Source organism: Achromobacter sp. MFA1 R4 (genome assembly GCF_900156745.1).
Classification (GTDB): domain Bacteria; phylum Pseudomonadota; class Gammaproteobacteria; order Burkholderiales; family Burkholderiaceae_B; genus Achromobacter.
In genome coordinates this window covers 3,790,250-3,812,245 of the sequence record NZ_LT707065.1, presented here as the reverse complement: position 1 = coordinate 3,812,245, position 21,996 = coordinate 3,790,250, and the positions used below count along the sequence as shown (strand labels likewise).

Genomic DNA, 21,996 nt, shown 5'->3' with positions numbered 1-21,996 from the left:
TCCCCCTAGGACAAAACCAAATTAATGGATGAAATGAAGAAAACAACGTACTGACCGTCTTGGTGCGAGCCCGACGGCATTCTTGCTGGGTACGTGCGAAATTTCTTTCATTATAGTTTCGTTCAGCTTTCCGTATGATTGGCTCGACCGCGTCCTGGACGCGGGATTACCCTAGGAAAAGCTAAAAAATCCAGACGAAAAAAAGCCCGCCGAAGCGGGCTTTTTGCAGCGCAATGCTGAAACTTACAGCACCGACTTGAGCAGCTTGCCCATTTCGGAGGGGTTGCGCGTGGTGCGGATGCCGCAGGCTTCCATGACTTCCAGCTTGGCGTCGGCCGTGTCGGCGCCGCCGGAGATCAGCGCGCCGGCGTGGCCCATGCGCTTTCCGGGAGGCGCGGTGACGCCAGCGATGAAGCCGACGACCGGCTTCTTCATGTTGTCCTTGGCCCACTCGGCGGCGTTGACTTCGTCCGGACCGCCGATTTCGCCGATCATGATGACGGCGTCGGTGTCGGGATCGTCATTGAACAGCTTGAGCACGTCGACGTGCTTCAGGCCGTTGATGGGGTCGCCGCCGATACCGACAGCGCTGGATTGGCCCAGGCCCAGTTCGGTGACTTGCGCCACGGCTTCGTACGTCAGGGTGCCCGAACGGCTGACGATGCCGATGCGGCCCTTGCGGTGGATGTGACCCGGCATGATGCCGATCTTGATTTCGTCGGGGGTGATCAGACCCGGGCAGTTCGGGCCCAGCAGCAGCGTCTTGCTGCCCTTGGCCTTCATGCGGTTCTTGACTTCCAGCATGTCGCGGACGGGAATGCCTTCGGTGATGCAGATCACCAGGTCCAGTTCGGCTTCGACAGCTTCCCAGATGGCGGCAGCAGCGCCCGCGGGCGGCACGTAGATGACGGACACGGTGGCGCCGGTGTCGGCCTTGGCTTCCTTGACCGACGCGAAGATCGGCACGCCTTCGAAGTCTTCACCCGCCTTCTTGGGGTTCACGCCGGCCACGAAGGCGGCCTTGCCATTGGCGTACTCACGGCACATGCGGGTGTGGAACTGGCCCGTCTTGCCCGTGATGCCCTGGGTGATGACCTTGGTGTCCTTGTTGATCAGAATCGACATTGTGAATCCTTGATTTTCTCTTTACTTGACGGCGGCTACGACGCGGGTGGCGGCTTCGGCCATCGTGTCGGCGCTGATGATCGGCAGACCCGAATCGGCCAGCATCTTCTTGCCGAGTTCTTCGTTCGTGCCCTTCATGCGAACGACCAGCGGCACGTTCAGGTTCACGGCCTTGCACGCGGTGATCACGCCTTCGGCGATGACGTCGCAGCGCATGATGCCGCCGAAGATGTTGACCAGGATGGCCTTGACGCTCTTGTTGGCCAGCATGATCTTGAAGGCTTCGGTGACCTTCTCGGCCGTGGCGCCGCCGCCGACGTCCAGGAAGTTGGCCGGCTCGCCGCCGAACAGCTTGATGGTGTCCATGGTGGCCATGGCCAGGCCGGCGCCGTTCACCAGGCAGCCGATGTTGCCGTCGAGCTGGATGTAGGCCAGGTCGAACTTGCTGGCTTCGATTTCAGCGGGATCTTCTTCGTCCAGGTCGCGGTAGGCGACGATTTCCGGGTGACGGAACAGGGCGTTGGAGTCGAAGTTGAACTTGGCGTCCAGGGCGATGATGTTGCCCTTGCTGTCGCGGTTCAGGGGGTTGATTTCGACCAGGGAGGCGTCGGTGTCCATGTAGCACTTGTAGAGCTTCTGGAACACGTCCACGGCTTGGGCGGTCGAGTCGGCAGGCAGGCCGATCGCGTTGGCGATCTTGGTGGCTTGCTCGGCGGACAGGCCGGTCAGCGGGTCGATGTATTCGGTGATGATCTTTTCGGGGGTGGAGTGAGCCACTTCCTCGATGTCCATGCCGCCTTCGCTGGAGGCGATGAAGGCGACCTTCTGCGTGGCGCGGTCGGTGACCAGCGAAACGTAGTATTCCTTCTGGATGTCGGCGCCGTCTTCGATGTACAGGCGACGGACCTTCTGGCCTTCGGGGCCGGTCTGGTGCGTGATCAGCTGCATGCCCAGGATTTCGGATGCCAGCTTGCGGACGTCATCCAGCGAGCGGGCCAGCTTGACGCCGCCGCCCTTGCCGCGGCCGCCAGCGTGGATCTGTGCCTTGACGACCCAGACCGGTCCACCCAGCTTTTCAGCGGCAGCCACGGCCTCGTCGACGGAAAGAGCGGGGATCCCGCGCGGCACGGGGACGCCAAATTGCTTCAGCAGTTCCTTGCCTTGATACTCGTGGATTTTCATGTGTTACCTGTCAGGACGTATGAGAAAAAGAAGGTGAATCGGAGGACGACTCGGCCGATGCCTCAGCGCTACCCCCGGTGTACCACTCGGGATAATGCTCAGCCACCACAGGGCCGCCAGTGCTGAGCGCATGGCAGCCGTCCAGTTGGAATGGACGCCGGTTCGGGTTGATTTCCTGCCGCCGGCGGTTGGCCATGGTCTGGACCGCCGCGGTGGGAAGCACCTGCGACAGTTCGGTCATGTGCGTACAGCCTTCCACATGCCCGAACCGCTCCTTGACCTGGCGACGGAACCCCTTTAGGAGGTTCATGCCGATCAGGTCAGTGTACGCCGGCTCGATGGCCTTGCAATGCTCGCCATAAGGCGCCGCGTCATAGACGGCCTGGGCCGCCACGATCGAGAATTCCTCGTCGATGGTGATGCGCAGGAGCATGTGGTGGATGGGTTGCCCGGCCTTGAACATCTCGCCGTCGCGCTTGGGAAAATCGTACGCCTTGACGTCGATAAGCTCGGCTTCCAGATCCCAGTTGCCGTCATCGCGCGCGTACGACTGCACACGTATGGAACGCGTATGCAGCGGTTGGCGAGGACAATCCGGCGGTGGCAAGGGCATGCGTGGGGCCTGCGGGGCAAAGATGGCCTGCGCAAATGGTGCGCGGCAACAAAACCTTCAAAGTATAGCGCAGGCCGCCACGCAACAATCGTATTAATTGGCCGGCCGGTGTTTCCTGGCGGCCCGGATCCGGTTCCATGGCGCGAAACCCGGCTGGCGCCTGGGCGCGAGCCGGGTTTCTGGGTGGGCCGTCGGGGGCGGCCGCCGGGGTCGGAATACCCGGCTTGGGCGCCGGGCCAGGCGCCGCGCCGGGGCCGGACGGGTGTCAGGCCGCTTCGCGCAGTGCGCGGGCCGCCTGCACCATGCCGATCAGCGCAGCCTGCGTTTCGGGCCAGGCGCGCGTCTTCAGGCCGCAGTCGGGGTTGACCCACAGACGCTCCTTGGGCAGCCGGGCGGCGGCCTTGTTCATCAGGTCCACCATCCAGCTCACCTCGGGTACGTTCGGCGAATGGATGTCATACACCCCCGGACCGATGTCGTTCGGGTAGCGGAAGTCCTCGAACGCCTTGAGCAGCTCCATGTTGGAGCGGGACGTTTCGATCGTGATCACGTCCGCGTCCATCGCCGCAATGGATTCGATGATGTCGTTGAACTCCGAGTAGCACATGTGGGTGTGGATCTGCGTTTCCTCGCGCACGCCGGCGGTCGACAGGCGGAAGCAGTCCACGGCCCAGTCCAGGTAGGCCTGCCAATCGGCGCGGCGCAGCGGCAGGCCTTCGCGGATGGCGGGCTCGTCGATCTGGATCACGCTGATGCCGGCGGCTTCCAGGTCAATCACCTCATCGCGCAGGGCCAGCGCCAGTTGCCGGCAGGTCTGCTCGCGCGGCTGGTCGTCGCGCACGAAGGACCACTGCAGGATGGTGACCGGGCCGGTCAGCATGCCCTTGACCGGCTTGTCGGTCAGCGATTGCGCATAGGACGACCACCCCACCGTCATGGGCGCGGGCCGGGCGACGTCGCCGAAGATGATCGGCGGCTTCACGCAGCGCGAGCCATAGCTCTGCACCCAGCCGTTTTTGGTGAAGGCGAAACCGGCCAGCAGCTCGCCGAAATACTCCACCATGTCGTTGCGCTCGGGTTCGCCGTGGACCAGCACGTCCAGGCCCACCTTCTCCTGGAAGCGGATGACTTCCTCGATCTCCTTGCGGATGGCGCGCTCGTAGGCGGAATCGGTCAGCGCGCCGGCCTTCCAGTCGCGGCGCAGCGCGCGGATCTCGGCGGTCTGCGGGAAGGAGCCGATCGTGGTGGTCGGATAGGCGGGCAGGCCCAGTTGCGCTTGCTGGCGAGCGATGCGGGCGGCGAACGGCGCGCGGTCGCGCGACACGCCCGCGGCCGCGGCCATGCGCTGCGCCACGGCCGGATTATGGATGCGGGTGGAGGCGCGGCGGGCGGCCAGGGCAGCACGCTGCCGGACCAGGCCCTCCTGCACTGACGGATCGGTGGCGTTGGCCAGCGCACGGCCCAGCAGGCTCAATTCATCCAGCTTCTGGGTGGCAAAGGACAGCCAGCTCTTGAGTTCGGCGTCCAGCTCGGTTTCGTTGTCCAGGTCGACGGGCACATGCAGCAGCGAGCAAGAAGGCGCCAGCCACAGGCGGTCGCCCAACTGGCGCGCGATCGGCGCCAGCGTGGCGATAGCGGCGTCCAGGTCGGTGCGCCAGATGTTGCGTCCATTGATGATGCCCGCGGACAGGACCTGCCCGTCATTCAGACCGGCAACCACCTCAGCAAATTGCTCGGGCGCGCGCACCAGGTCCACATGCAGACCAGCCACCGGCAGGGCCTGCGCCGTCGACAGGTTGTCCTTCAGGCCGTCGAAGTAGGTGGCGACCAGCAGCTTCACGGGGCTGGCGGACAGCGTGGCATAGGACTGCAGGAACGCCTCGCGCCAGGCCTGCGGCAGGTCCAGCGCCAGGATGGGCTCGTCGATCTGCACCCACTGCACGCCCAATTTGCCCAGGCGCGCCAGCACTTCCTCATACACCGGCAGCAGCGCCGCCAGGAGTTGCAGCTTGCCGGCGTCGGCGGCGCCATCGGCAAAGGCGTCGCCCTTGCCCAGATACAGCCAGGTCAGGGGTCCGGGGATCACCGGCTTGACCTCCAGCCCCAGCGCCAGGGCTTCATTGACCTGTTCAAACAGGGATTCGCGCGCGATGCGGAAGTTCTGCCCGGGCACCAGCTCGGGGACGATGTAGTGATAGTTGGTGTCGAACCACTTCGTCATTTCGCACGCGGCGGCCGGGTTGCCGGACGGGGCGCGGCCGCGGCCCATGCGAAACAGCGTATCCAGCGAGACCGGCTCATTGTCTTTCTGGCCAAAGCGCGCGGGCACCGCGCCCAGCAGCGTCGTCCACTCCAGGATCTGGTCGTACCAGGCGAAATCGCCCACCGGCACGAACTTCATGCCGGTGGCGGCCTGCAGCCTCCAATGCCGGGCGCGCAGCTCGCGGCCCGTTTCTTCCAGCGCGTCGGCGCCCTGCCTGCCGGCCCAGTAGGCCTCGACCGCGCGCTTGAGTTCGCGCTGGGCGCCGATGCGGGGGAACCCCAAATTATGAATCGTAGTCATGTGAACACCGCCATTCGACAAATTTTGTTCAAGTGACGATCATTCTGAGGCCAAATCAAAATGAATCAAAATCAATGTCTACATTCATAAGATGAAAAAATCTCATAAACTAGCGAGAACGCCAACCTGTCCTGGCCCAGAGCCCGCAGCCTCCCTTCCCTGCCGGGATCCGGTTCGAACGCCTGAAATGATCGCACCCTCATGCTAGAAATCCGCCATCTCGAAACGCTGACCGCCATCCGCGAAGGCGGCAGTCTCCAGGAGGCCGCCGAGCGCCTGCACCTGACGCAATCGGCCCTATCCCACCAGTTGCGCGACCTCGAAGCCCGGCTGGGCACGCCCTTGCTGAATCGCCGGACCCGCCCAGCGCGGCTGACCACCGCCGGCCTGCGCGTGTTGGCTCTGGCCGACGAGGTTCTCCCCCGCATCCGCGCCACCGAGCGGGACCTGCAGCGCCTGGCGGCCGGGCGCACCGGACGGCTGCACCTGGCGATCGATTGCCATTCCTGCTTCCAGTGGCTGATGCCGGCGCTGGACGCCTTTCGCGTCCAATGGCCCGATGTGGCCCTGGACCTGTCCGCGGCGTTCTCTTTCGCCCCCCTGCCCGCGCTGGTGCGCGGCGACCTGGACCTGGTCATCACGTCGGACCCGCAACCGCTGGACGCGGTGGAATACCTGCCGCTCTTCAAGTACGAGCTGGTGCTGGCGGTGTCCGAATCCAATCCGCTGGCCGCCAGCAAGTTCGTCATGCCGGAGCAACTGGCGGACCAGACGCTGATCACCTACCCGGTGGACAAGCAGCGCCTGGACGTCTTCACGGCCTTCCTGGACCCGGCGGACGTGGAGCCCGCCGCGATCCGAAAGGCGGAGCTGACGCCCATCATCGCGCAGCTCGTCGCCAGCAACCGTGGCGTGGCGGCCCTGCCCAACTGGGCGCTCACCGAATACATGAACCAGGGATGGCTGCGGCTTTGCCGCCTGGGCCCGCAGGGCGTGTGGCGCACGTTGTATGCCACCGTGCGCAGCGAGGACACGGAGGCCTCGTACATCGACGAGTTCCTGACCATCACCCGCGACGTGTGCTTCAAGACCCTGTCGGGGATCAAGTCGGCGAAATAGCGGGACTTGCTTCGGCCTGCGGGCGCCGGCCCATGCGGGAGCCGGCGTCAGTCTTCGTCGCCCTCGCCCAGGATGCGCCGGATCACGTCGTGCGCGAAACCGCGGCTGGCCAGAAAGCGCGCCTGCTTGGCGTAGGCCGCGCGGTCGTCGGGCTTGGCGCCGAAGCGCTTTTTCCAGACTTCCAGCGCCCGGTCGTATTCGGTGGCGCGAAGCTGGTCGCGCAGTTCGGCGACCTGGTTGTCGTCGACGCCGTGCTGGCGCAGTTCCTGCACGATGCGCGCCGCCCCTTGGCGCGAGGCGCGCCGATGGACCAGGCTTTGCGCGAAGCGTTCAGTGGACAGCCAGCCCTCTTTTTCGAGCGCATCGAGCACGGTGGCGACTTCATCGGGATCTTCGGCGTGGGGCGCAAGCTTGCGAGCCAGTTCTTCGCGCGCATGTTCGCGCCGCGACAGATAGCCCACCGCGCGCATCTTCAGCGATGGCCCTTTGCGGGCCGGCCTGCCGTCAGCGGGTGTCGCGTCGTCGCCGTCCGACTCGGCGCGTCGCTGACGACCTGCGCTGCGTTGTTCGGAACTGCGTTGTTCGGAGCTGCGTTGCCAGACAGGTGCGCAATCATCGGTAGCGTCGTCCGCCACAACGGCGGGCTCGCGCGGCAGACGCGCATCGGAGGTGCGCCGCAAGCCTTGCGGTTTGGCGACCGTTTCGAATTCGTCATCCAGCTTGGCGCGTAGGCGCTCGGCTGACGCGGGAGTCGATTTCCAGCTCATGCGCGTTCCTGCTTGCTGTACACCATGCAAAACGGCAGGCCCGTCCAGGCGCCTGCCGCAGTTCGCCGATCCCGCATGAGGAACGGCAAGGGGTCGCGGCCGCAAGCGGGCTTGCGGCCGGTGAAGTGCCCCGATTACTCGGCGGCGTCTTCCGCGGTGGGCACGAATTCGGCGGCGCGGCTGACAATGCCCTGGTTTTCGCGGACACGGTTTTCGATTTCGATGGCCATGTCCTTGTGCTCTTTCAGGTATTCACGGACGTTGTCCTTGCCCTGGCCGATGCGGTTGCCGTTGTAGCTGTACCAGGCGCCGGACTTGTCGACCACGTTGGCGGCCACGCCCAGGTCGATGATTTCGCCTTCGCGCGAGATGCCGGCACCGTACATGATGTCGAACTCGGCCTGTTTGAACGGCGGCGCGACCTTGTTCTTGACGACCTTGACGCGGGTTTCGTTGCCGACGACCTCATCGCCCTTCTTGATGGAGCCGATGCGGCGGATGTCCAGGCGCACGGACGCGTAGAACTTGAGCGCGTTGCCGCCGGTGGTGGTTTCGGGGTTGCCGAACATGACGCCGATCTTCATCCGGATCTGGTTGATGAAGATGACCATGCAGTTGGTCTTTTTGATGGTGGCGGTGAGCTTGCGCAGCGCTTGGCTCATCAGGCGGGCCTGCAGGCCGGGCAGCGAATCGCCCATTTCGCCTTCGATTTCAGCCTTGGGCACCAGGGCAGCCACCGAGTCGACGACGATCAGGTCGACCGAACCGGAGCGCACCAGCGCATCGGTGATTTCCAGCGCCTGTTCGCCCGTGTCCGGCTGCGAGATCAGCAGGTCGGCCAGGTTGACGCCCAGCTTGGAGGCGTACTGGACGTCCAGGGCGTGTTCCGCGTCGACGAAGGCGCACGTGCCGCCCAGCTTTTGCATTTCGGCGACGACCTGGAGCGTGAGGGTGGTCTTGCCCGACGATTCCGGACCGTAGATTTCGACCACGCGGCCGCGCGGCAGGCCGCCGACGCCCAGCGCGATATCCAGACCCAGCGAACCCGTGGACACCACCTGGATGTCATGCGAGACCTCGTTGTCGCCGTAGCGCATGATCGAGCCCTTGCCGAACTGCTTTTCGATCTGCGAAAGCGCCGCGGCAAGCGCCTTGGCCTTTTCCGAAGCGGCGGCCTTGGTGGTTTTGTCGTCCATGAGGAGTCCTGTCTGTAACGTATCTGGAAGTCGGGAAAATGCGGTTCTGACAGCGAAGTCAGACGGTCGAATCTGGCGGCCGGAGCGGACGGTTCCGTCGGCGCCTTGAGCTACGGGTCAGATTATGGCATCGGATTGTACTGGACAAAAACCCAGTGTGCCAGTCTTTTGCACGTATACCCTGAGTGGCAAGCCCCGCGCCATATGACAGAATCCAGAGCGATCCCGGTATTTTCCCCTTTTTCCGCCGCCGGGCCGCCCCAGGCGGAAAGCGCGCCGCCCAGCGGCGGAAGGCGCGGCGGGTTTCATTCTTGCAGCAGCCCATGCGTATCCTGATCGCCGAAGACGACAGCATCCTGGCCGACGGCCTGTCCCGCTCGTTGCGCCACAACGGCTATGCCGTCGACGCCGTGCGCGACGGGCTGGCCGCGGACTCCGCGCTGGCCGCCCAGGCCTTCGACCTGCTCATCCTGGACCTCGGGCTGCCGCAACTGGCGGGTCTGGAAGTGCTGCGCCGCCTGCGCGCCCGCAATTCCGCCCTGCCCGTTCTCATCCTGACCGCCGCCGACAGCATCGAGCAGCGCGTCAAGGGCCTGGACCTGGGCGCGGACGACTACATGGCCAAACCCTTTGCGCTGTCCGAGCTCGAAGCCCGAGTCCGGGCGTTGACCCGGCGCGGCGCGGGCGGCGGCGCCACCATGATCAAGCACGGCCGGCTGCTGTTCGACCAGACCGGCCGCGTCGCCATCGTGGACGACCAGACGCTGGACCTGTCGGCGCGCGAGGTCAGCCTGCTCGAAATCCTCCTGACCCGCAGCGGTCGCATGGTCAGCAAGACCCAGCTCGTGGACCACCTCTGCGAGTGGGGAGAGGAAGTCAGCACCAATGCCATCGAGGTCTACGTGCATCGCCTGCGCAAGAAGCTCGAACCCAGCGGCGTGAAGATCGTCACCGTGCGCGGCCTGGGCTACTGTCTTGAGCGGGACCAGGGTGCGGCGTACCTCGCAAGCTGAGCCCTCGCCGGAGCCGCTCAACCAGGAAGCCCTGGATATCATGCAAGCCGGGTCCAAGGGCCCGAGCTTCGCGCCCCCGCAGCGTTCGCTGCTGGGCGAGATCCTGGACTGGATGCTGGCGCCCCTGTTTCTCCTTTGGCCGATGAGCGTCGCCATCACGTACGTGGTCGCGCAGAACATCGCCAATGTCCCGTATGACCGCGCGCTGGCCAACAACCTGCACGTCCTGACCCGGCAGGTCCACGCCCAGGACGGGCGCGCGGTGCTGAAGATGACCGATGCCGCGCGCGACGTGTTGCGCGCCGACGAGACCGACAGCGTGTTCTGGCTGGCGCTGGGCAGCCGGGGCGAATACCTGGGCGGCGACCGCGCGCTGCCCCTGCCGACCACCGTGGGACAGCCCCGGCCCGGCGAGGTGCAGTACGAAGACGACACGCTGCGCGGCTTCGGCATCCGGCTCGCGTTCACGTGGGTGGACCTGCACCTGCCCGGCACGCAACCCGCGCTGCTGATCGTGGCCGAGACCGTCGAAAAGCGCACGCAGCTGGCCAACGACATCATCAAGGGCGTGATCATTCCGCAGTTCGTGGTGCTGCCCATCGCCGTGCTGCTGGTCTGGTTCGGCCTGTCGCGCGGAGTCGCGCCGCTGAATGCGCTGCAGCAGCGGCTGCGGGCGCGGCGGCCCGACGACCTCTCGCCCATCGACGAGCGCGCCGCGCCGTCCGAGATCGCGCCGCTGGTCGCGGCCATGAACGACCTGCTGGACCGCCTGTCCGCCAACGTGCAGGCGCAGCGCCGCTTCGTGGCCGACGCCGCGCACCAACTGAAAACGCCGCTGGCCGGATTGCGCACGCAGGCCGAACTGGCGCTGCGCGATGCCAGCCCCGAGGAAATGCAATCCAGCCTGCGCCAACTGGTGACCGGCTCGGAACGCGCGACGCGGCTCGTCAACCAGTTGCTGCTGCTGGCGCGCGCCGAGAATCCCAGCGCCATCGGCCTGACGCGCACCGACATCAACGCCATCGCCTACGAACAGACCATGCACTGGGTCCCGCTGGCGCTGTCGCTCAGCACCGACCTGGGCTTCGAGGGCTCGGATACCCCGGTCGAAATCAATGGCAACCCCCTGCTGCTCGCCGAACTGCTCAACAACCTGGTGGACAACGCCTTGCGCTACACGCCCAGCGGCGGCCACATCACCGTGCGCGTACTGCAGGCGGACGGCCAGGGCGTGCTCGAAGTCGAGGACTCGGGCCCGGGCATCCCGCCCGACGAGCGCGAGCGCGTGTTCGACCGCTTCTATCGCGTATTGGGCACGTCGTCCGATGGCAGCGGCCTGGGCCTGGCCATCGTGCGCGAGATCTCCCAGAAGCACCGGGCGACGGTTGTGATCGGCGACCACCCCACCGAATATTCCGACCTGCCCGGGACCCGGATCCGCGTCGCTTTCCCCCTGTATTCCCCGGCTTCCGAGCCGCTGGAAAGCTAAGGACTATCCCTAGCCTCCCCAGGAGCGATTACTATTTGTTTCAATTTTAAGATTCAAGTAAGGGTCACGTCAGAACCTCGTCAGCGTCGCCCCGCAATGTGACGCATAGCTCGATGTCGGCCCCGCCGGCGGAGGGTGATGCACGGCGGAAAACCGCCGGCCAAAAACGAGGAGACATCATGAGCACAACTACCATGGCAGGCCGCGGTCCATCCGCGGAACCGCGTCCGATGACCAAGGAGGAGCGCAAGGTCATCTTCGCGTCATCGCTCGGCACGGTGTTCGAGTGGTATGACTTTTATCTGTATGGCTCGCTCGCGGCCATCATTGCCCAACACTTTTTCTCTGGCGTAAATCCCACCGCGGGGTTCATCTTCGCGCTGCTGGCCTTCGCAGCCGGTTTCGCGGTGCGTCCTTTCGGCGCGCTGGTGTTCGGCCGGCTAGGCGACCTGGTCGGACGTAAGTACACCTTCCTGGTCACGATCGTGATCATGGGCCTGTCCACGTTCCTCGTGGGCATCCTGCCCAGCTACGCCAGCATCGGCCTGGCGGCCCCCGCCATCCTGATCGTCCTGCGCCTGCTGCAAGGCCTGGCGCTGGGCGGCGAATACGGCGGCGCGGCCACCTACGTCGCCGAGCACGCCCCGCACGGACGCCGCGGTTTCTACACGTCGTGGATCCAGACCACCGCAACGCTGGGCCTGTTCCTGTCGCTGCTGGTCATCCTGGGCATCCGCACGTTCATGGGCGAAGACGAGTTCAAGGCCTGGGGCTGGCGCATTCCGTTCCTGATCTCGGTGGTGCTCCTGGGCATCTCGGTGTGGATCCGGCTGCAACTGAACGAATCCCCCACCTTCAAGCGCATGAAAGAAGAAGGCAAGGGCTCCAAGGCGCCGATCGCCGAATCGTTCGGCCAATGGAAGAACCTGAAGGTCGTGCTGCTGGCGCTGCTTGGCCTGACCGCCGGCCAGGCCGTGGTCTGGTACACGGGCCAGTTCTATGCCCTGTTCTTCCTGACGCAGACGCTGAAGGTCGACGCCAACACCGCCAACATCATGATCGCCATTGCGCTCCTGATCGGCACGCCGTTCTTCGTGGTGTTCGGCGCGCTGTCCGACAGGATCGGCCGCAAGCCCATCATCATGGCGGGCTGCCTGATCGCCGCAGCGACCTACTTCCCGATCTTCCAGGGCCTCACGCACTTCGCCAATCCGGCGCTGGCAAAGGCGCAAGCCACCGCGCCGGTCACGGTGATCGCCGATCCCAGCACCTGCTCGTTCCAGTTCAACCCGGTGGGCACGGCGTCGTTCACCAGCTCGTGCGACGTGGTCAAGTCGTTCATGGCCCGCAACTCGGTGAACTACCGCAACGAAGCGGCCCCCGCCGGCTCGGTGGCCCGCGTGAAGATCGGCAACGATGAGTTCGCGTCGTTCGACGGCAAGTCGATGGCCCCGGCCGAATTCAAGGCCAAGGCCGCTGAACTCGACAAGGCGCTGACGGCAGCCATCCGCAGCCACGGTTACCCGGCCAAGGCCGACCCCGCCCAGACCAACAGCGTCATGGTCGTGGTGCTGCTGACCATCCTGGTCCTGTTCGTGACCATGGTGTACGGCCCCATCGCCGCCATGCTGGTCGAAATGTTCCCGACGCGCATCCGCTACACGTCGATGAGCCTGCCGTACCACATCGGCAACGGCTGGTTCGGCGGCTTCCTGCCTCCCGTCGCATTCGCGGTGGTGGCGGCCACCGGCAACATCTACGATGGCCTGTGGTACCCGATCATCATCGCGGTCATGACCCTGGTCATCGGCACGCTCTTCGTGCGCGAATCCAAGGACAACGACATCAACGCCTGATAGACCATCCCCCGCCGGGCGGGACTGCTGCGCCTGCCCGGCCTTTCAAAAGCTCCTTATGGAGCTTTTTTTTTGCGCCCCACTTTCAGGACCATGTCAGACCGGCGCCGGTAGACTGAGCGCTCAGATTACGGCCTTGCGCAAGATTGCCTGACGATTGATCCCCCTGTCAGACGATTGCAGGGCTGGTGTTCTGACACCGATACCGCGTTCCCCGCGAGCCTTTTATGACGCGGTATTGCGTGCTCCCGTACCGGCCCGACTCTTCACTGAGCCGGGCCGCTTTTTTGGGCCCGCGCAAAAGAATGGCGGCCGCAAACGCAGCCGCCACCATCTCGCCTCGATCCTCGCAGCCGGCCTGGGGGCCGGCGTCGATCATCGACGCATGCCCACGCCGATCGCCACCACGCCCGCCACGATGGCGGCAATGCCTGCCCAGGTCGGGATCGGCACCGACTTCTCGGTTTCCGCGGTTGCCTTCACGGAACCGATCTGCAGGACCGTTTCCTCGGACTTGTAGCTGAAGCCCTTGTACGCCAGGGCGGCCACGCCCAGGACGATCAGGATCGCGCCAATGATTTTCATGTTTTCTCTCCAAGTGCACGCTGGTGCGCCGGACATTACCGGATAGGCCGACCCGTGTCAGTGACAGAACGTGTCGCCTGTTGCCGGTGCGTCAAGCCGCTTCGGCAAAGCGGCCGCGTCGTATAGAATCAACCCTTTTGGCCGACGCTCATGTGGTTCAAGAATCTCAAGATTTATCGCCTCTCCTCGCCCTGGACTCTGACGGGCGAACAGCTTGAAGAAACGCTGGCGCGGCATGCCTACCAAGCCGGCAACAACCTGGAAATGCAAAGCCTCGGATGGGTTCCTCCGCGCGAAAACGGCGGGCTTGCCCACGAGGTCAACGGCCAGATACTGCTTAGCCTGCGCGCGGAAAAGAAGCTGCTGCCCGGCACCGTGATCAACCAGGTCGCCAAAGCGCGCGCCCAGGAGATCGAAGAGCAGCAAGGCTACAAGCCGGGCCGCAAGCAGATGAAGGAAATCAAGGAACGCGTCACGGACGAGCTCCTGCCGCGCGCCTTCAGCGTGTATCGCGACACGCGCGTGTGGATCGACCCGAAGAACAACTGGCTGGTCATCGACGCGGCCGCCTCGGCCAAGGCCGACGAAGTCATCGGCCTGCTGGCCAAGTGCGTCGATCCCTTCCCGCTGGAAAACCTGTACGTGGCCCAATCGCCCGCCTCGGCCATGACCGGCTGGTTGGCCGAAGACGAGGCCCCGACCAACTTCACCATCGACCAGGACACCGAACTGCGCTCGTCCGGAGAAAGCGGCGCGGCGATCCGCTACGTCAAGCACTCCATCGATGCCGATGACGTGCGCCGTCACATCCAGTCGGGCAAGCAGTGCACCCGCCTGGCCATGACCTGGGCCGACCGCGTGTCGTTCGTGCTGACCGAGGGGCTGGACGTCAAGCGCGTTGCGCCGCTGGACGTGCTGAAGGAAGGCAACGAAGGCATCGCCGCGAACGACGACGAGAAGTTCGATTCCGACATGATGCTCATGACCGGCGAGCTGGCCAAGATGATGGCCGAGCTGGTCGAAGCGCTGGGCGGCGAAAAGAAGGTCTGATCCTTCCCCCCGCGTGGACATGCACAGGGCCGCCCCTTTCGGGGCGGCCTTTTTCATGCGGCGACGCTGCGGTCGCGACCAGCCTGCTTGGCGCGGTACAGCGCCTGGTCGGCGCGATCGATCAGATAGGCGTAGTCGGGATGCCCATCGAAAGTCGCCACGCCGATGCTGGCCGTCACGGGCAGCGCGCCGGACTCGGCAATCGTGAAGCGGTGCCGACGGATCTCGGCGTTGAGCTTTTTGGCGGCGGCGAGCGCCGCCTCTCCTCCGGTGTCCACCAGCACCACGAGAAACTCTTCGCCGCCATATCGGAACACGAAGTCGCTCGAGCGACAGGTCTGGTGCACCAGCTCGGCGAACTGGCGCAGAATCTGGTCGCCGCCCGAATGGCCGTACTCGTCATTGATGGCCTTGAAGTGATCGATGTCCAGCAACAGCACCGAAAAGTCCGAGCGCTGGCGCCGCGCAATCGAGATCTCGCGCCCGATGACCGACGGCAGGAAACGCCGGTTGAGCACGTTGGTGAGCGGATCGCTGCCGCTTTCGATCTCGGCCACCATGTCGAACAGACCGTTGAGCAGATGCTTGATGCGCGCCACCAGCTCCTGCAGTTCCCGCACCTGGTCCGGCAGCGAGCCTTGCCCCGGCGCATCGCCGTGCATCATCCGGGGCAGCACCGTGTCGTCCAGGCGCGCCACGGCGTCCATGATCTGGCGCAGGGCCGGGGCGCTCTCGAAGAGCACCGCGCCCTTGTGCTGCAGCCACAGGCCGAATTCGGATGCGGCCAGGCGCGGCAGCGCCTGCTCGGGCGTCCGGTAGTGCAGGCCGATAAGCACCGCCTGGCTCCATTCGAGCAGCGCGGCCCGTTGCCGTTCCCGCTCGGTGGATATGTTCTGCCCCAACGCGAAGAGACGATAGGCCTCGTCGTTGCGGGCCCCGCGGTTGATGTCGCGCATGAAGGCGCGGCTCATCTGCTCGATCGCGAGGTCGAAGAGATTGCAGACATATTGCGTCGCCACGGATGCGGCCTTGCCGTCCAGGTCGCTGGCGCGCAGGCGCTGAGCGATCTCGTTCTTCAGGACGCGGGCGCCGGCCATCACCAGATGGATCGGAATGTGGACGCGCGCATGGACCTCGCCGACCTTCTTCTGCGTGGCCATCAGGACGTCGATATCGCCCTGGTCGCGCACACAGAGCAGGCCGTGCAGCCAGTGCTTCATGCCGCTGTGCAGGCGGGTCGAGACGATTTCATGGGAGAGCCGCGGCCCCGCCTCGGCATCGGCGAGCAAGGTGGAATAAAAGGCGTCCACCAGTTGCGTCGCGCTGTCGGCCACCACCGCCGCGACCTGCCCGCGCGTATAAGGATCGACCGACTGATAGACGGCTTCCCAGGCTTGCGCGTTGGATGCGCTCAGGTAGCAATCCTGGCCGCTGGGCGCAGCGACGCCGGCCGGAGAAGGAGGAACATCGGTACTGCTCGAAGACATAAGCTCATCCGCCCAAGAACTGCCTGCGCGCGCGGTTGGGGCACGCGCCTGAAAACCAGGGCGGATTATGCTTGAATTCTCCGTGGCAAGGCCGCTGGCGCGGCCTCGCCACGGGCGGACCCCGTCAATCCAGGCCGTGGAAGACGGAATCGTCCGGGCCGATGTGCGACGGATGTTGCCAGGTCACGTCGCGCAGCGAATGCTGCACCAGGCCCTCCACGCCCAGCAGCACCGCGAAGATCGCCATGCGGATGGGAATGCCGTTGTCGGTCTGGCGGAAGATCGCCAGGCGGGGGTCATGGTTCAGGTCCACGCTCAGGTCGTTGGCGCCCGGCCGGCTGTCGCGCGGCAGCGGGTGCATCACGATCGTCTCGGGGCTGCAATAGGCGTCGATGATGGCGCGGTTGATCTGGAAGTCCGGCGTGTAGCCTTCGTTCTCTTCGTTGGCGAAGCGCTCTTTCTGCACGCGCGTCGCGTAGATCACGTCGGCGCCCGCCAGGCCTTCGGCCAGCGAGGACTTCTGTTCGATGATGTTGCCGTTGCGGCTCGCCTGCTCGACGACGTAGGTCGGCATCTCCAGGCCCTTGGGCGACACCAGCGAGAATTTCACGTTCTTGTACAGCGCCATCAGCTTGATGAGCGAGTGCACGGTGCGGCCGTACTTCAGGTCGCCGACCATGGCAATGTGCGCGCCGTCCAGCAACTTACCCAGGCGCGAAAACTCGGTCAGGATGGTGTAGAGATCCAGCAGGGCCTGGCTGGGGTGCTCGCCGGGGCCGTCGCCGCCGTTGACCACGGGAATGTTCGTGGCCCGAGCGAATTCGGCGACCGAACCCTGGTCGGGGTGGCGGATCACCATGGCGTCGACGTAGCCGCTCATGACGCGGCTGGTGTCGTAAATGGACTCGCCCTTGGCCATCGAGGAAAACGTGAAGCCGGTCGTGTCGCAGACCGAACCGCCCAGGCGGCAGAACGCGGATCCGAAGCTCACGCGCGTGCGGGTGCTGGCCTCGAAGAACAGGTTGCCCAGCACGGCGCCTTCCAGGACGCGCGACACCTTCTGGCGGCGCGCGATGGGCTGCATCATGTCGGCCACGCGGAACAGGTCTTCCACGGAATCGCGCGTGAACTGGTCCACCGACAGCAATTGGTGCTTGCCTTCGACGGCAATGCGGTCACGCAGGGGACCGTCTTGTACGCTTTGCGTATATTTTTCCAGCAAAACGCCGTTCTGCACGATCTCACTGACGAATCGCTGCACCACTTCCGGCATGGCGCGGAATTCCTGCGAGCCTTCTGGCAACAGCCAGGTATCGAGGGCGCGGCGCTTGACGCCGATGCGGGTCGCGAACACGTCGCGGGTGAGGTTGAGGCGGCGCATGGCGTCGCGCAGAAAGGCTTGCTGGGAGATGCTCATGACGGGCCCCAAGAAGAGGAGTTATATACGCAGTGCGCATATTATTCCGTGCAACTACACAAGTCCAACAATTTTGCGCACTCGGGTTAACCCGAGTATTTTCAGCGTTGCGCGTACACCGCAGCCTGCGGCGCATCCGTGACCGCCTGCCCGGCCGCAAGCCAGCACGCGCCACAGAACGCCAGCGCGCTGGCCAGGTAACACAGCACGGCCAACAGCTGCGCAGGCCAATGGCCGCGCGTCAGGTGTCCGGTGTAGCCCTGACGCAACAGGCTGACCTGCGCCAGATAGGCGAACACCACGCCCAGGCAGGCCAGCAGCAGGCCGGCCAGAAAGAGCACCAGGGGAATCTGCAGGTCGGGCGCGGCGATGTCGGCGCCCACGATCCCCAATGAAAATCCGACCAGGATCAGGGCTGCGCCCCCGTTCAGCCACCCGAGAAACCGGAACGCACCCGAAAACAGCGCAAAAGCCATGCCGCTGGCGCGGATCTGCTGGGTGCGAGGATCCATGGGTCAGCCGCCGCGGGCGCTACGGCAAACCGGCGTGGCGCTCTGGATCGACTTGCGCGCCGCTTCGATCTCGGCCTCATCCCAGCGCCCTTCGCCCAGCACCGTCACCGTGACCTTGGCATTGGCGGGCCCATCGGCCTCCGCCGAAATCAGCTCCAGCACCGTGGCGGGCTGGCCGACCTTGTAGAGCTGGATTTCGTCCGGCGCGCCTTTCTCGCCCAGGGTGTGGCGCCATGCATAGGACACGCCATAGGGGTGCTGGACCTGCGTGTGGCACGCGCGCACGTATTCACCGGCGCGGCGGAAGGCCGCCTGGTAATTGGTGTCGACGCTGAAGGTTTCCTTCTTTGCGGTTTCGGACTCGTAGACCCCGGTGCTGGCGCAGCCGGCCAGCATGGCCGCCAACGTTACACCCACCCACACAGACTTGCGCATGATTCTTCCCGCCATTGCTATTCGGACTTTCGCGATTATGCCAGCGGCTGCAAAAAGGCCACGCCCGAAATGCCGTTTACATTTCTCGCGTGGCCTGGGGGCCGTCATGGCGGCAGCGGCGTGCGCCGCCCTACTTCTTTTCAGCAGCCTGTTCGATCTTTTCGCCGCCACGCTGGATATCTTTTCCGGCGCCGGCGACGGTGTTGCATCCCGCCGAAAGCGCAGCAATCGAAAGCAACATGACGAGAAAGACTCTGTTCTTCATGGACTTCTCCTGTCTGGGCATGGAACCGAAGCCCAGCATACCTCAAGGGCCGCGATTTGCGCAGATGCCGGGTCGGGGCGAAACCTGTAACAACGCCGAAGGAAAACCGTCACCACCCTTACGCGCCGGTCACACAAAACTGGCATTTCCGCCTGTCGCGCATTTGCCGCCAATGGATTAGGATGCGCACATGACGAAGACACACGCATCGCAAACCGCCGGCGCCGGCCCGCAACGCTGGGGCTGGGAGCAGCCGCAATGTCGCGGACAGGCCGCATTGGCGCTGTTCATCGACGACCTGCATCGCATTCTGCAGGCGCATGCCGCGGGCAAGCTGGCTGACAGCAGCACCCTCGAGGACGCGCAGGAACAGGTCAATGAATTGTTGGCGCGGTATAACGAAACCGCCGCCGCGCCGGATATTTTCCTTGGGCAGTCAGTCCAACTCAAAGAAGGCGTCGACCGCAGCGGCGTCGCGCATACGGTGCCGATATTTTCGCCGCGCCTGAAGCAATCGCTGGTGTCGATGCTGGGACAAGGTCCCGGTTGAACACCAGGCAATCAGCCCCCCCCACCGGCGATCGATCAGAACAGCCCCCGAAGGAGACCACAAGATGAGCACGGATAACGTCGTAGAGTTTCTCCGCCTGCTGTCCCTGGACGTTACGCTGGGCACCGCCGCGCAGCACGCCGCCAGTCAGGCTGACGCGCCGCTGGCTCTCGCGCGCCTGGCCACGTCCCATGGACTGCCGTGTAGCGCCTCGGATTGGTCGTCCTTTGCGCGCAACTGCCTGGACAACCTCGATCTCACCGAGGGCGATACCGGCATGGCCAACGCCACGATCTGGCAATTGGTGCAGGATCCCGCGCACGGCACAGCCGTTCCGGCCAGCGCCATCACCCGCGTCATCGGCATCATCTCCCAGCCGGAGGGCACGCCCCCGGTCGTAGGCCACGTCGTCGGCGACCTCGCGCCGCGGGCGCCGATGGTCACCATGGCGCCGCATCCGTCAGGTTCGTGACGCCCCCAGTGCGGCGGCCCGCGTAGGGCGGCCCGCGCAGGGTCTCCGATTACGGGCGCCCGTTCAGGAAATCGATGACGCCGGCCGCGCCAAAGGCGCCGCTGGCCATGCAGGCCGTCAACAGGTAGCCGCCCGTCGGCGCCTCCCAATCCAGCATCTCCCCGACACAGAAAACGCCCGGCACGGCCGTGAGCATCAAGCCGGCGGTCAGCCCGTCGAACGACACCCCGCCGGCAGTGCTGATCGCCTCATCGATCGGCCGGGGCCGCCGCAGCGTCAGCGGCAGCGCCTTGATCCGCCGGCCCAGGCGCGCCGGGTCTTTGAAGTCGTCGGCGCTGGCGCATTCGCGCAGCAGGCCCGCCTTGACACCCGTAAGTCCCAGCCTGCTCTGCAGATGGCTGGACATGGACCGCGCGCCGCGCGGATGCGTCACCGCGGCCATCACCTTCTCGTCGGACCAATCCGGCGCAAGATCGAGCATCGCCACTGCGCTGCCGTCGGCGTCGATGCGGTCCCGCACGACCGCGGACAGCGCATAGACGAGGCTGCCTTCGATGCCGGTCTCGGAAACGACGAACTCGCCCTGCCGCGCCGGTCCGCCGCAGGCCATGGACACGGACTTGACCGGCTGCCCGGCAAAGCGGCTGCGAAAGTGATCCGACCAGTCCACGTCGAAACCGCAATTGGCCGGCCGCAGCGGCGCGACGGGCACGCCGAGCGCCTGCAATCCCGGCGCCCAGGCGCCATCCGACCCCAGCTTGGCCCAACTGCCGCCTCCCAAGGCAAGGACGACGGCGTCGGCGGCGTGGCAGACCGGACCGGCGGGCGTGTCGAATCGCAGCGCCTGCGCGCCCGGCGCGTCATCGCGCCAGCCCAGCCACCGGTGCCGCATGTGAAAGCGCACGCCCTGCCCGCGCAGCCGGGCCAGCCAGGCCCGCAACAGCGGCGCCGCCTTCATTTCCTGTGGAAACACCCGGCCCGACGAGCCGACGAATGTCTGGATGCCCAATTCATGCGCCCAGTCCCGCAGGCGGGTGGCGTCCATCATGCGCAGCCACGGCGCCACGGCCGCGGCCCGGTCGCCGTAGCGGGCGAGGAACGGCCCCGCTGGCTCGCTATGCGTCAGGTTCAGGCCACCTCGCCCGGCCATCAGGAATTTCCTGCCGACCGAAGGCATGGCGTCGAACACGTCCACCTGCGCCCCCGCCTCGCTCAACTTTTCCGCCGCCATCAGGCCGGCGGGGCCGCCGCCGATGACGGCAACACGTCGGGCCGCCAGGCTCATGGCGCCTTCGCCTTGATGGCGGGACAAGGAACGGGTGAAGCGAAATGCATGGGGAGGAATCGGGACAAGAAGGGACGAACAGGCGCTCGGGCCACAAGACGCTGATTGTCTCACGGCGGCCCCGGCCGGGCGGCGGCAGGGATACGCGGGGCGTGGTCACGAGGTGGGGGTAACAGGGACGTGGATACTCTGGTGCGGACGCCAGGATGCGGACCCAAAAAAGACCGGCGCCGGCCAATTGTTGACCGCAGGCGCCAAGTCTTTGTATTTACAGGGGAAATCGAATATACGCAGCAACTATCCCAAGGCTTTTCCACAATCCCTGTGGGTAACTGCCCTTCCCCTTGCCGAGCGCCTCAGGCGCGCTCGGCGGCCTGCATCGGCCCGGACCAGGGTTCGGCGTCGAGCTGGAAGCGCAGCTCCTGGTACTCGCCATCGACCGCGACGGTGCGCAGCAGCCCGGCATTGAGCGCCTGCCCCAGCGCACGGCGGCACAGGGTTTCGGGATCGTCCGGCAGGGACTGGAACACGCCGTCCGGGATACGCAGCCGCAACAGGGCATGGGGATCACCGCGGTCAGCCGGTCGGCCGATATGGATATGGGCAGGATAGCCGTGCGGACACCAGATGCCCACGTGGTACTGGCCGTCGGCGCCCGTGTCGGCAACATAGCCGGGATGATCGTATTTTGCGGTTCCCATGGACACTCCTTCGGTGCGGCAACGTAGCGCGCGTGACCCATGGTAGCGCAGCGTTGCGCACGTGTGCGTCCGCCGCACCCCGGGAAACTCCGGACGACGGGGCGGGATGACCCAGCGCAACCGACGGACGAAAAAAAGCCGCGACAGTGTCGCGGCTTTTTTGGCGGGACCTGCCCGGCTGCGCTTGAAACACATGCGCCGGCAGATCCGGTACTGCTTGAAACTGGTTGCGGGGGCAGGATTTGAACCTACGACCTTCGGGTTATGAGCCCGACGAGCTGCCAGACTGCTCCACCCCGCGTCTGATGTGTGAA

At 65.3% G+C, this 21,996-nt stretch carries 21 protein-coding genes and 1 tRNA gene; 7 read left to right on the top strand and 15 right to left on the bottom strand.

Translation table 11 applies throughout. From position 1 onward, the window contains the following. Positions 1 to 243: 243 nt before the first annotated feature. The 4 genes from sucD to metE all read right to left on the bottom strand — a co-directional run bounded on the left by sucD (position 244) and on the right by metE (position 5,483). Positions 244 to 1,125 carry a succinate--CoA ligase subunit alpha gene (sucD, locus tag BXA00_RS17380; protein ID WP_076519744.1) on the bottom strand — a complete coding sequence of 294 codons (882 nt, stop codon included), beginning with the start codon at positions 1,123 to 1,125 and terminating at the stop codon, positions 244 to 246. Positions 1,126 to 1,146: 21 nt separating this feature from the next. Beyond that, positions 1,147 to 2,307, bottom strand: coding sequence for an ADP-forming succinate--CoA ligase subunit beta (gene sucC / locus BXA00_RS17375; protein WP_076519743.1), 1,161 nt, complete (start codon positions 2,305 to 2,307; stop codon positions 1,147 to 1,149). A gap of 10 nt (positions 2,308 to 2,317) precedes the next feature. Beyond that, positions 2,318 to 2,920, bottom strand: coding sequence for a DUF2889 domain-containing protein (locus BXA00_RS17370; protein WP_076519742.1), 603 nt, complete (start codon positions 2,918 to 2,920; stop codon positions 2,318 to 2,320). Positions 2,921 to 3,185: 265 nt separating this feature from the next. Next, the gene (gene metE / locus BXA00_RS17365; protein WP_076519741.1) at positions 3,186 to 5,483 is read right to left on the bottom strand and encodes a 5-methyltetrahydropteroyltriglutamate--homocysteine S-methyltransferase; all 2,298 of its coding nucleotides are present in this window, start codon (positions 5,481 to 5,483) and stop codon (positions 3,186 to 3,188) included. 201 nt (positions 5,484 to 5,684) lie between these two features. Here metE and BXA00_RS17360 point away from each other — a divergent pair, with 201 nt between their 5' ends. Then, on the top strand, positions 5,685 to 6,602 hold the full coding sequence (locus BXA00_RS17360; protein WP_076519740.1) for a LysR family transcriptional regulator: 918 nt from the start codon (positions 5,685 to 5,687) through the stop codon (positions 6,600 to 6,602). Positions 6,603 to 6,649: 47 nt separating this feature from the next. On the opposite strand, the gene recX is transcribed toward BXA00_RS17360, so the two are convergent. Next, the gene (recX, locus tag BXA00_RS17355; RefSeq protein WP_156902821.1) at positions 6,650 to 7,369 is read right to left on the bottom strand and encodes a recombination regulator RecX; all 720 of its coding nucleotides are present in this window, start codon (positions 7,367 to 7,369) and stop codon (positions 6,650 to 6,652) included. Positions 7,370 to 7,503: 134 nt separating this feature from the next. Then, entirely contained in the window at positions 7,504 to 8,565 is a 1,062-nt protein-coding gene (recA, locus tag BXA00_RS17350) for a recombinase RecA (RefSeq protein WP_063952854.1), read from the bottom strand. Between the two features lie 323 nt (positions 8,566 to 8,888). Here recA and BXA00_RS17345 point away from each other — a divergent pair, with 323 nt between their 5' ends. The 3 genes from BXA00_RS17345 (at position 8,889) to BXA00_RS17335 (ending at position 12,923) form a co-directional block, all read left to right on the top strand. Then, the gene (locus BXA00_RS17345) at positions 8,889 to 9,578 is read left to right on the top strand and encodes a response regulator transcription factor (protein WP_006225021.1); all 690 of its coding nucleotides are present in this window, start codon (positions 8,889 to 8,891) and stop codon (positions 9,576 to 9,578) included. A 112-nt stretch (positions 9,579 to 9,690) separates the two neighbouring features. Beyond that, complete coding sequence (locus BXA00_RS17340; RefSeq protein ID WP_156902925.1) at positions 9,691 to 11,067, top strand: sensor histidine kinase; 1,377 nt, start codon at positions 9,691 to 9,693, stop codon at positions 11,065 to 11,067. A 194-nt stretch (positions 11,068 to 11,261) separates the two neighbouring features. Then, positions 11,262 to 12,923: an MFS transporter gene (locus BXA00_RS17335; RefSeq protein WP_076519738.1), complete on the top strand. Its 1,662-nt coding sequence runs from the start codon at positions 11,262 to 11,264 to the stop codon at positions 12,921 to 12,923. A gap of 375 nt (positions 12,924 to 13,298) precedes the next feature. Here the strand turns inward: BXA00_RS17335 and BXA00_RS17325 are convergent, their stop codons facing one another. Beyond that, positions 13,299 to 13,508, bottom strand: coding sequence for a hypothetical protein (locus BXA00_RS17325; protein WP_008164281.1), 210 nt, complete (start codon positions 13,506 to 13,508; stop codon positions 13,299 to 13,301). 150 nt (positions 13,509 to 13,658) lie between these two features. On the opposite strand from BXA00_RS17325, the gene BXA00_RS17320 reads away from it, so the two are divergent. After that, on the top strand, positions 13,659 to 14,558 hold the full coding sequence (locus tag BXA00_RS17320) for a recombination-associated protein RdgC (RefSeq protein WP_076519736.1): 900 nt from the start codon (positions 13,659 to 13,661) through the stop codon (positions 14,556 to 14,558). A 53-nt stretch (positions 14,559 to 14,611) separates the two neighbouring features. Here the strand turns inward: BXA00_RS17320 and BXA00_RS17315 are convergent, their stop codons facing one another. The 5 genes from BXA00_RS17315 to BXA00_RS17295 all read right to left on the bottom strand — a co-directional run bounded on the left by BXA00_RS17315 (position 14,612) and on the right by BXA00_RS17295 (position 18,674). Next, entirely contained in the window at positions 14,612 to 16,045 is a 1,434-nt protein-coding gene (locus BXA00_RS17315; protein WP_076519735.1) for a diguanylate cyclase, read from the bottom strand. 124 nt (positions 16,046 to 16,169) lie between these two features. After that, positions 16,170 to 17,462, bottom strand: coding sequence for an aspartate carbamoyltransferase (locus BXA00_RS17310; RefSeq protein ID WP_076519734.1), 1,293 nt, complete (start codon positions 17,460 to 17,462; stop codon positions 16,170 to 16,172). Positions 17,463 to 17,563: 101 nt separating this feature from the next. After that, complete coding sequence (locus BXA00_RS17305) at positions 17,564 to 17,974, bottom strand: hypothetical protein (protein WP_076519733.1); 411 nt, start codon at positions 17,972 to 17,974, stop codon at positions 17,564 to 17,566. Positions 17,975 to 17,977: 3 nt separating this feature from the next. Further along, positions 17,978 to 18,409, bottom strand: a complete 432-nt coding sequence (locus BXA00_RS17300) for a BPTD_2524 family lipoprotein (protein ID WP_076519732.1) — start codon at positions 18,407 to 18,409, stop codon at positions 17,978 to 17,980. 130 nt (positions 18,410 to 18,539) lie between these two features. Beyond that, on the bottom strand, positions 18,540 to 18,674 hold the full coding sequence (locus BXA00_RS17295) for an entericidin A/B family lipoprotein (protein ID WP_076521982.1): 135 nt from the start codon (positions 18,672 to 18,674) through the stop codon (positions 18,540 to 18,542). A 190-nt stretch (positions 18,675 to 18,864) separates the two neighbouring features. On the opposite strand from BXA00_RS17295, the gene BXA00_RS17290 reads away from it, so the two are divergent. Further along, positions 18,865 to 19,224 (top strand): hypothetical protein, encoded by a 360-nt coding sequence (locus BXA00_RS17290; protein WP_076519731.1) that lies wholly within the window; start codon positions 18,865 to 18,867, stop codon positions 19,222 to 19,224. A 64-nt stretch (positions 19,225 to 19,288) separates the two neighbouring features. Next, positions 19,289 to 19,696 (top strand): hypothetical protein, encoded by a 408-nt coding sequence (locus tag BXA00_RS17285; RefSeq protein ID WP_076519730.1) that lies wholly within the window; start codon positions 19,289 to 19,291, stop codon positions 19,694 to 19,696. A 49-nt stretch (positions 19,697 to 19,745) separates the two neighbouring features. Here the strand turns inward: BXA00_RS17285 and BXA00_RS17280 are convergent, their stop codons facing one another. From BXA00_RS17280 to BXA00_RS17270, 3 genes are all read right to left on the bottom strand, one after another. Further along, positions 19,746 to 20,981: a TIGR03862 family flavoprotein gene (locus BXA00_RS17280; RefSeq protein ID WP_076519729.1), complete on the bottom strand. Its 1,236-nt coding sequence runs from the start codon at positions 20,979 to 20,981 to the stop codon at positions 19,746 to 19,748. Between the two features lie 356 nt (positions 20,982 to 21,337). Beyond that, positions 21,338 to 21,682 carry a hypothetical protein gene (locus BXA00_RS17275; protein WP_076519728.1) on the bottom strand — a complete coding sequence of 115 codons (345 nt, stop codon included), beginning with the start codon at positions 21,680 to 21,682 and terminating at the stop codon, positions 21,338 to 21,340. Positions 21,683 to 21,906: 224 nt separating this feature from the next. Further along, positions 21,907 to 21,983 (bottom strand) — tRNA-Met (locus BXA00_RS17270). Positions 21,984 to 21,996: the final 13 nt, after the last annotated feature.

Excerpts from the sequence above, each read along its gene's own strand:
- sucD (WP_076519744.1), bottom strand. The coding sequence starts at position 1,125 with ATGTCGATTCTGATCAACAAGGACACCAAGGTCATCACCCAGGGCATC.
- sucC (WP_076519743.1), bottom strand. The coding sequence starts at position 2,307 with ATGAAAATCCACGAGTATCAAGGCAAGGAACTGCTGAAGCAATTTGGC.
- BXA00_RS17370 (WP_076519742.1), bottom strand. The coding sequence starts at position 2,920 with ATGCCCTTGCCACCGCCGGATTGTCCTCGCCAACCGCTGCATACGCGT.
- metE (WP_076519741.1), bottom strand. The coding sequence starts at position 5,483 with ATGACTACGATTCATAATTTGGGGTTCCCCCGCATCGGCGCCCAGCGC.
- BXA00_RS17360 (WP_076519740.1), top strand. The coding sequence starts at position 5,685 with ATGCTAGAAATCCGCCATCTCGAAACGCTGACCGCCATCCGCGAAGGC.
- recX (WP_156902821.1), bottom strand. The coding sequence starts at position 7,369 with ATGAGCTGGAAATCGACTCCCGCGTCAGCCGAGCGCCTACGCGCCAAG.
- recA (WP_063952854.1), bottom strand. The coding sequence starts at position 8,565 with ATGGACGACAAAACCACCAAGGCCGCCGCTTCGGAAAAGGCCAAGGCG.
- BXA00_RS17345 (WP_006225021.1), top strand. The coding sequence starts at position 8,889 with ATGCGTATCCTGATCGCCGAAGACGACAGCATCCTGGCCGACGGCCTG.
- BXA00_RS17340 (WP_156902925.1), top strand. The coding sequence starts at position 9,691 with ATGCTGGCGCCCCTGTTTCTCCTTTGGCCGATGAGCGTCGCCATCACG.
- BXA00_RS17335 (WP_076519738.1), top strand. The coding sequence starts at position 11,262 with ATGGCAGGCCGCGGTCCATCCGCGGAACCGCGTCCGATGACCAAGGAG.
- BXA00_RS17325 (WP_008164281.1), bottom strand. The coding sequence starts at position 13,508 with ATGAAAATCATTGGCGCGATCCTGATCGTCCTGGGCGTGGCCGCCCTG.
- BXA00_RS17320 (WP_076519736.1), top strand. The coding sequence starts at position 13,659 with ATGTGGTTCAAGAATCTCAAGATTTATCGCCTCTCCTCGCCCTGGACT.
- BXA00_RS17315 (WP_076519735.1), bottom strand. The coding sequence starts at position 16,045 with ATGTCTTCGAGCAGTACCGATGTTCCTCCTTCTCCGGCCGGCGTCGCT.
- BXA00_RS17310 (WP_076519734.1), bottom strand. The coding sequence starts at position 17,462 with ATGAGCATCTCCCAGCAAGCCTTTCTGCGCGACGCCATGCGCCGCCTC.
- BXA00_RS17305 (WP_076519733.1), bottom strand. The coding sequence starts at position 17,974 with ATGGATCCTCGCACCCAGCAGATCCGCGCCAGCGGCATGGCTTTTGCG.
- BXA00_RS17300 (WP_076519732.1), bottom strand. The coding sequence starts at position 18,409 with ATGCGCAAGTCTGTGTGGGTGGGTGTAACGTTGGCGGCCATGCTGGCC.
- BXA00_RS17295 (WP_076521982.1), bottom strand. The coding sequence starts at position 18,674 with ATGAAGAACAGAGTCTTTCTCGTCATGTTGCTTTCGATTGCTGCGCTT.
- BXA00_RS17290 (WP_076519731.1), top strand. The coding sequence starts at position 18,865 with ATGACGAAGACACACGCATCGCAAACCGCCGGCGCCGGCCCGCAACGC.
- BXA00_RS17285 (WP_076519730.1), top strand. The coding sequence starts at position 19,289 with ATGAGCACGGATAACGTCGTAGAGTTTCTCCGCCTGCTGTCCCTGGAC.
- BXA00_RS17280 (WP_076519729.1), bottom strand. The coding sequence starts at position 20,981 with ATGAGCCTGGCGGCCCGACGTGTTGCCGTCATCGGCGGCGGCCCCGCC.
- BXA00_RS17275 (WP_076519728.1), bottom strand. The coding sequence starts at position 21,682 with ATGGGAACCGCAAAATACGATCATCCCGGCTATGTTGCCGACACGGGC.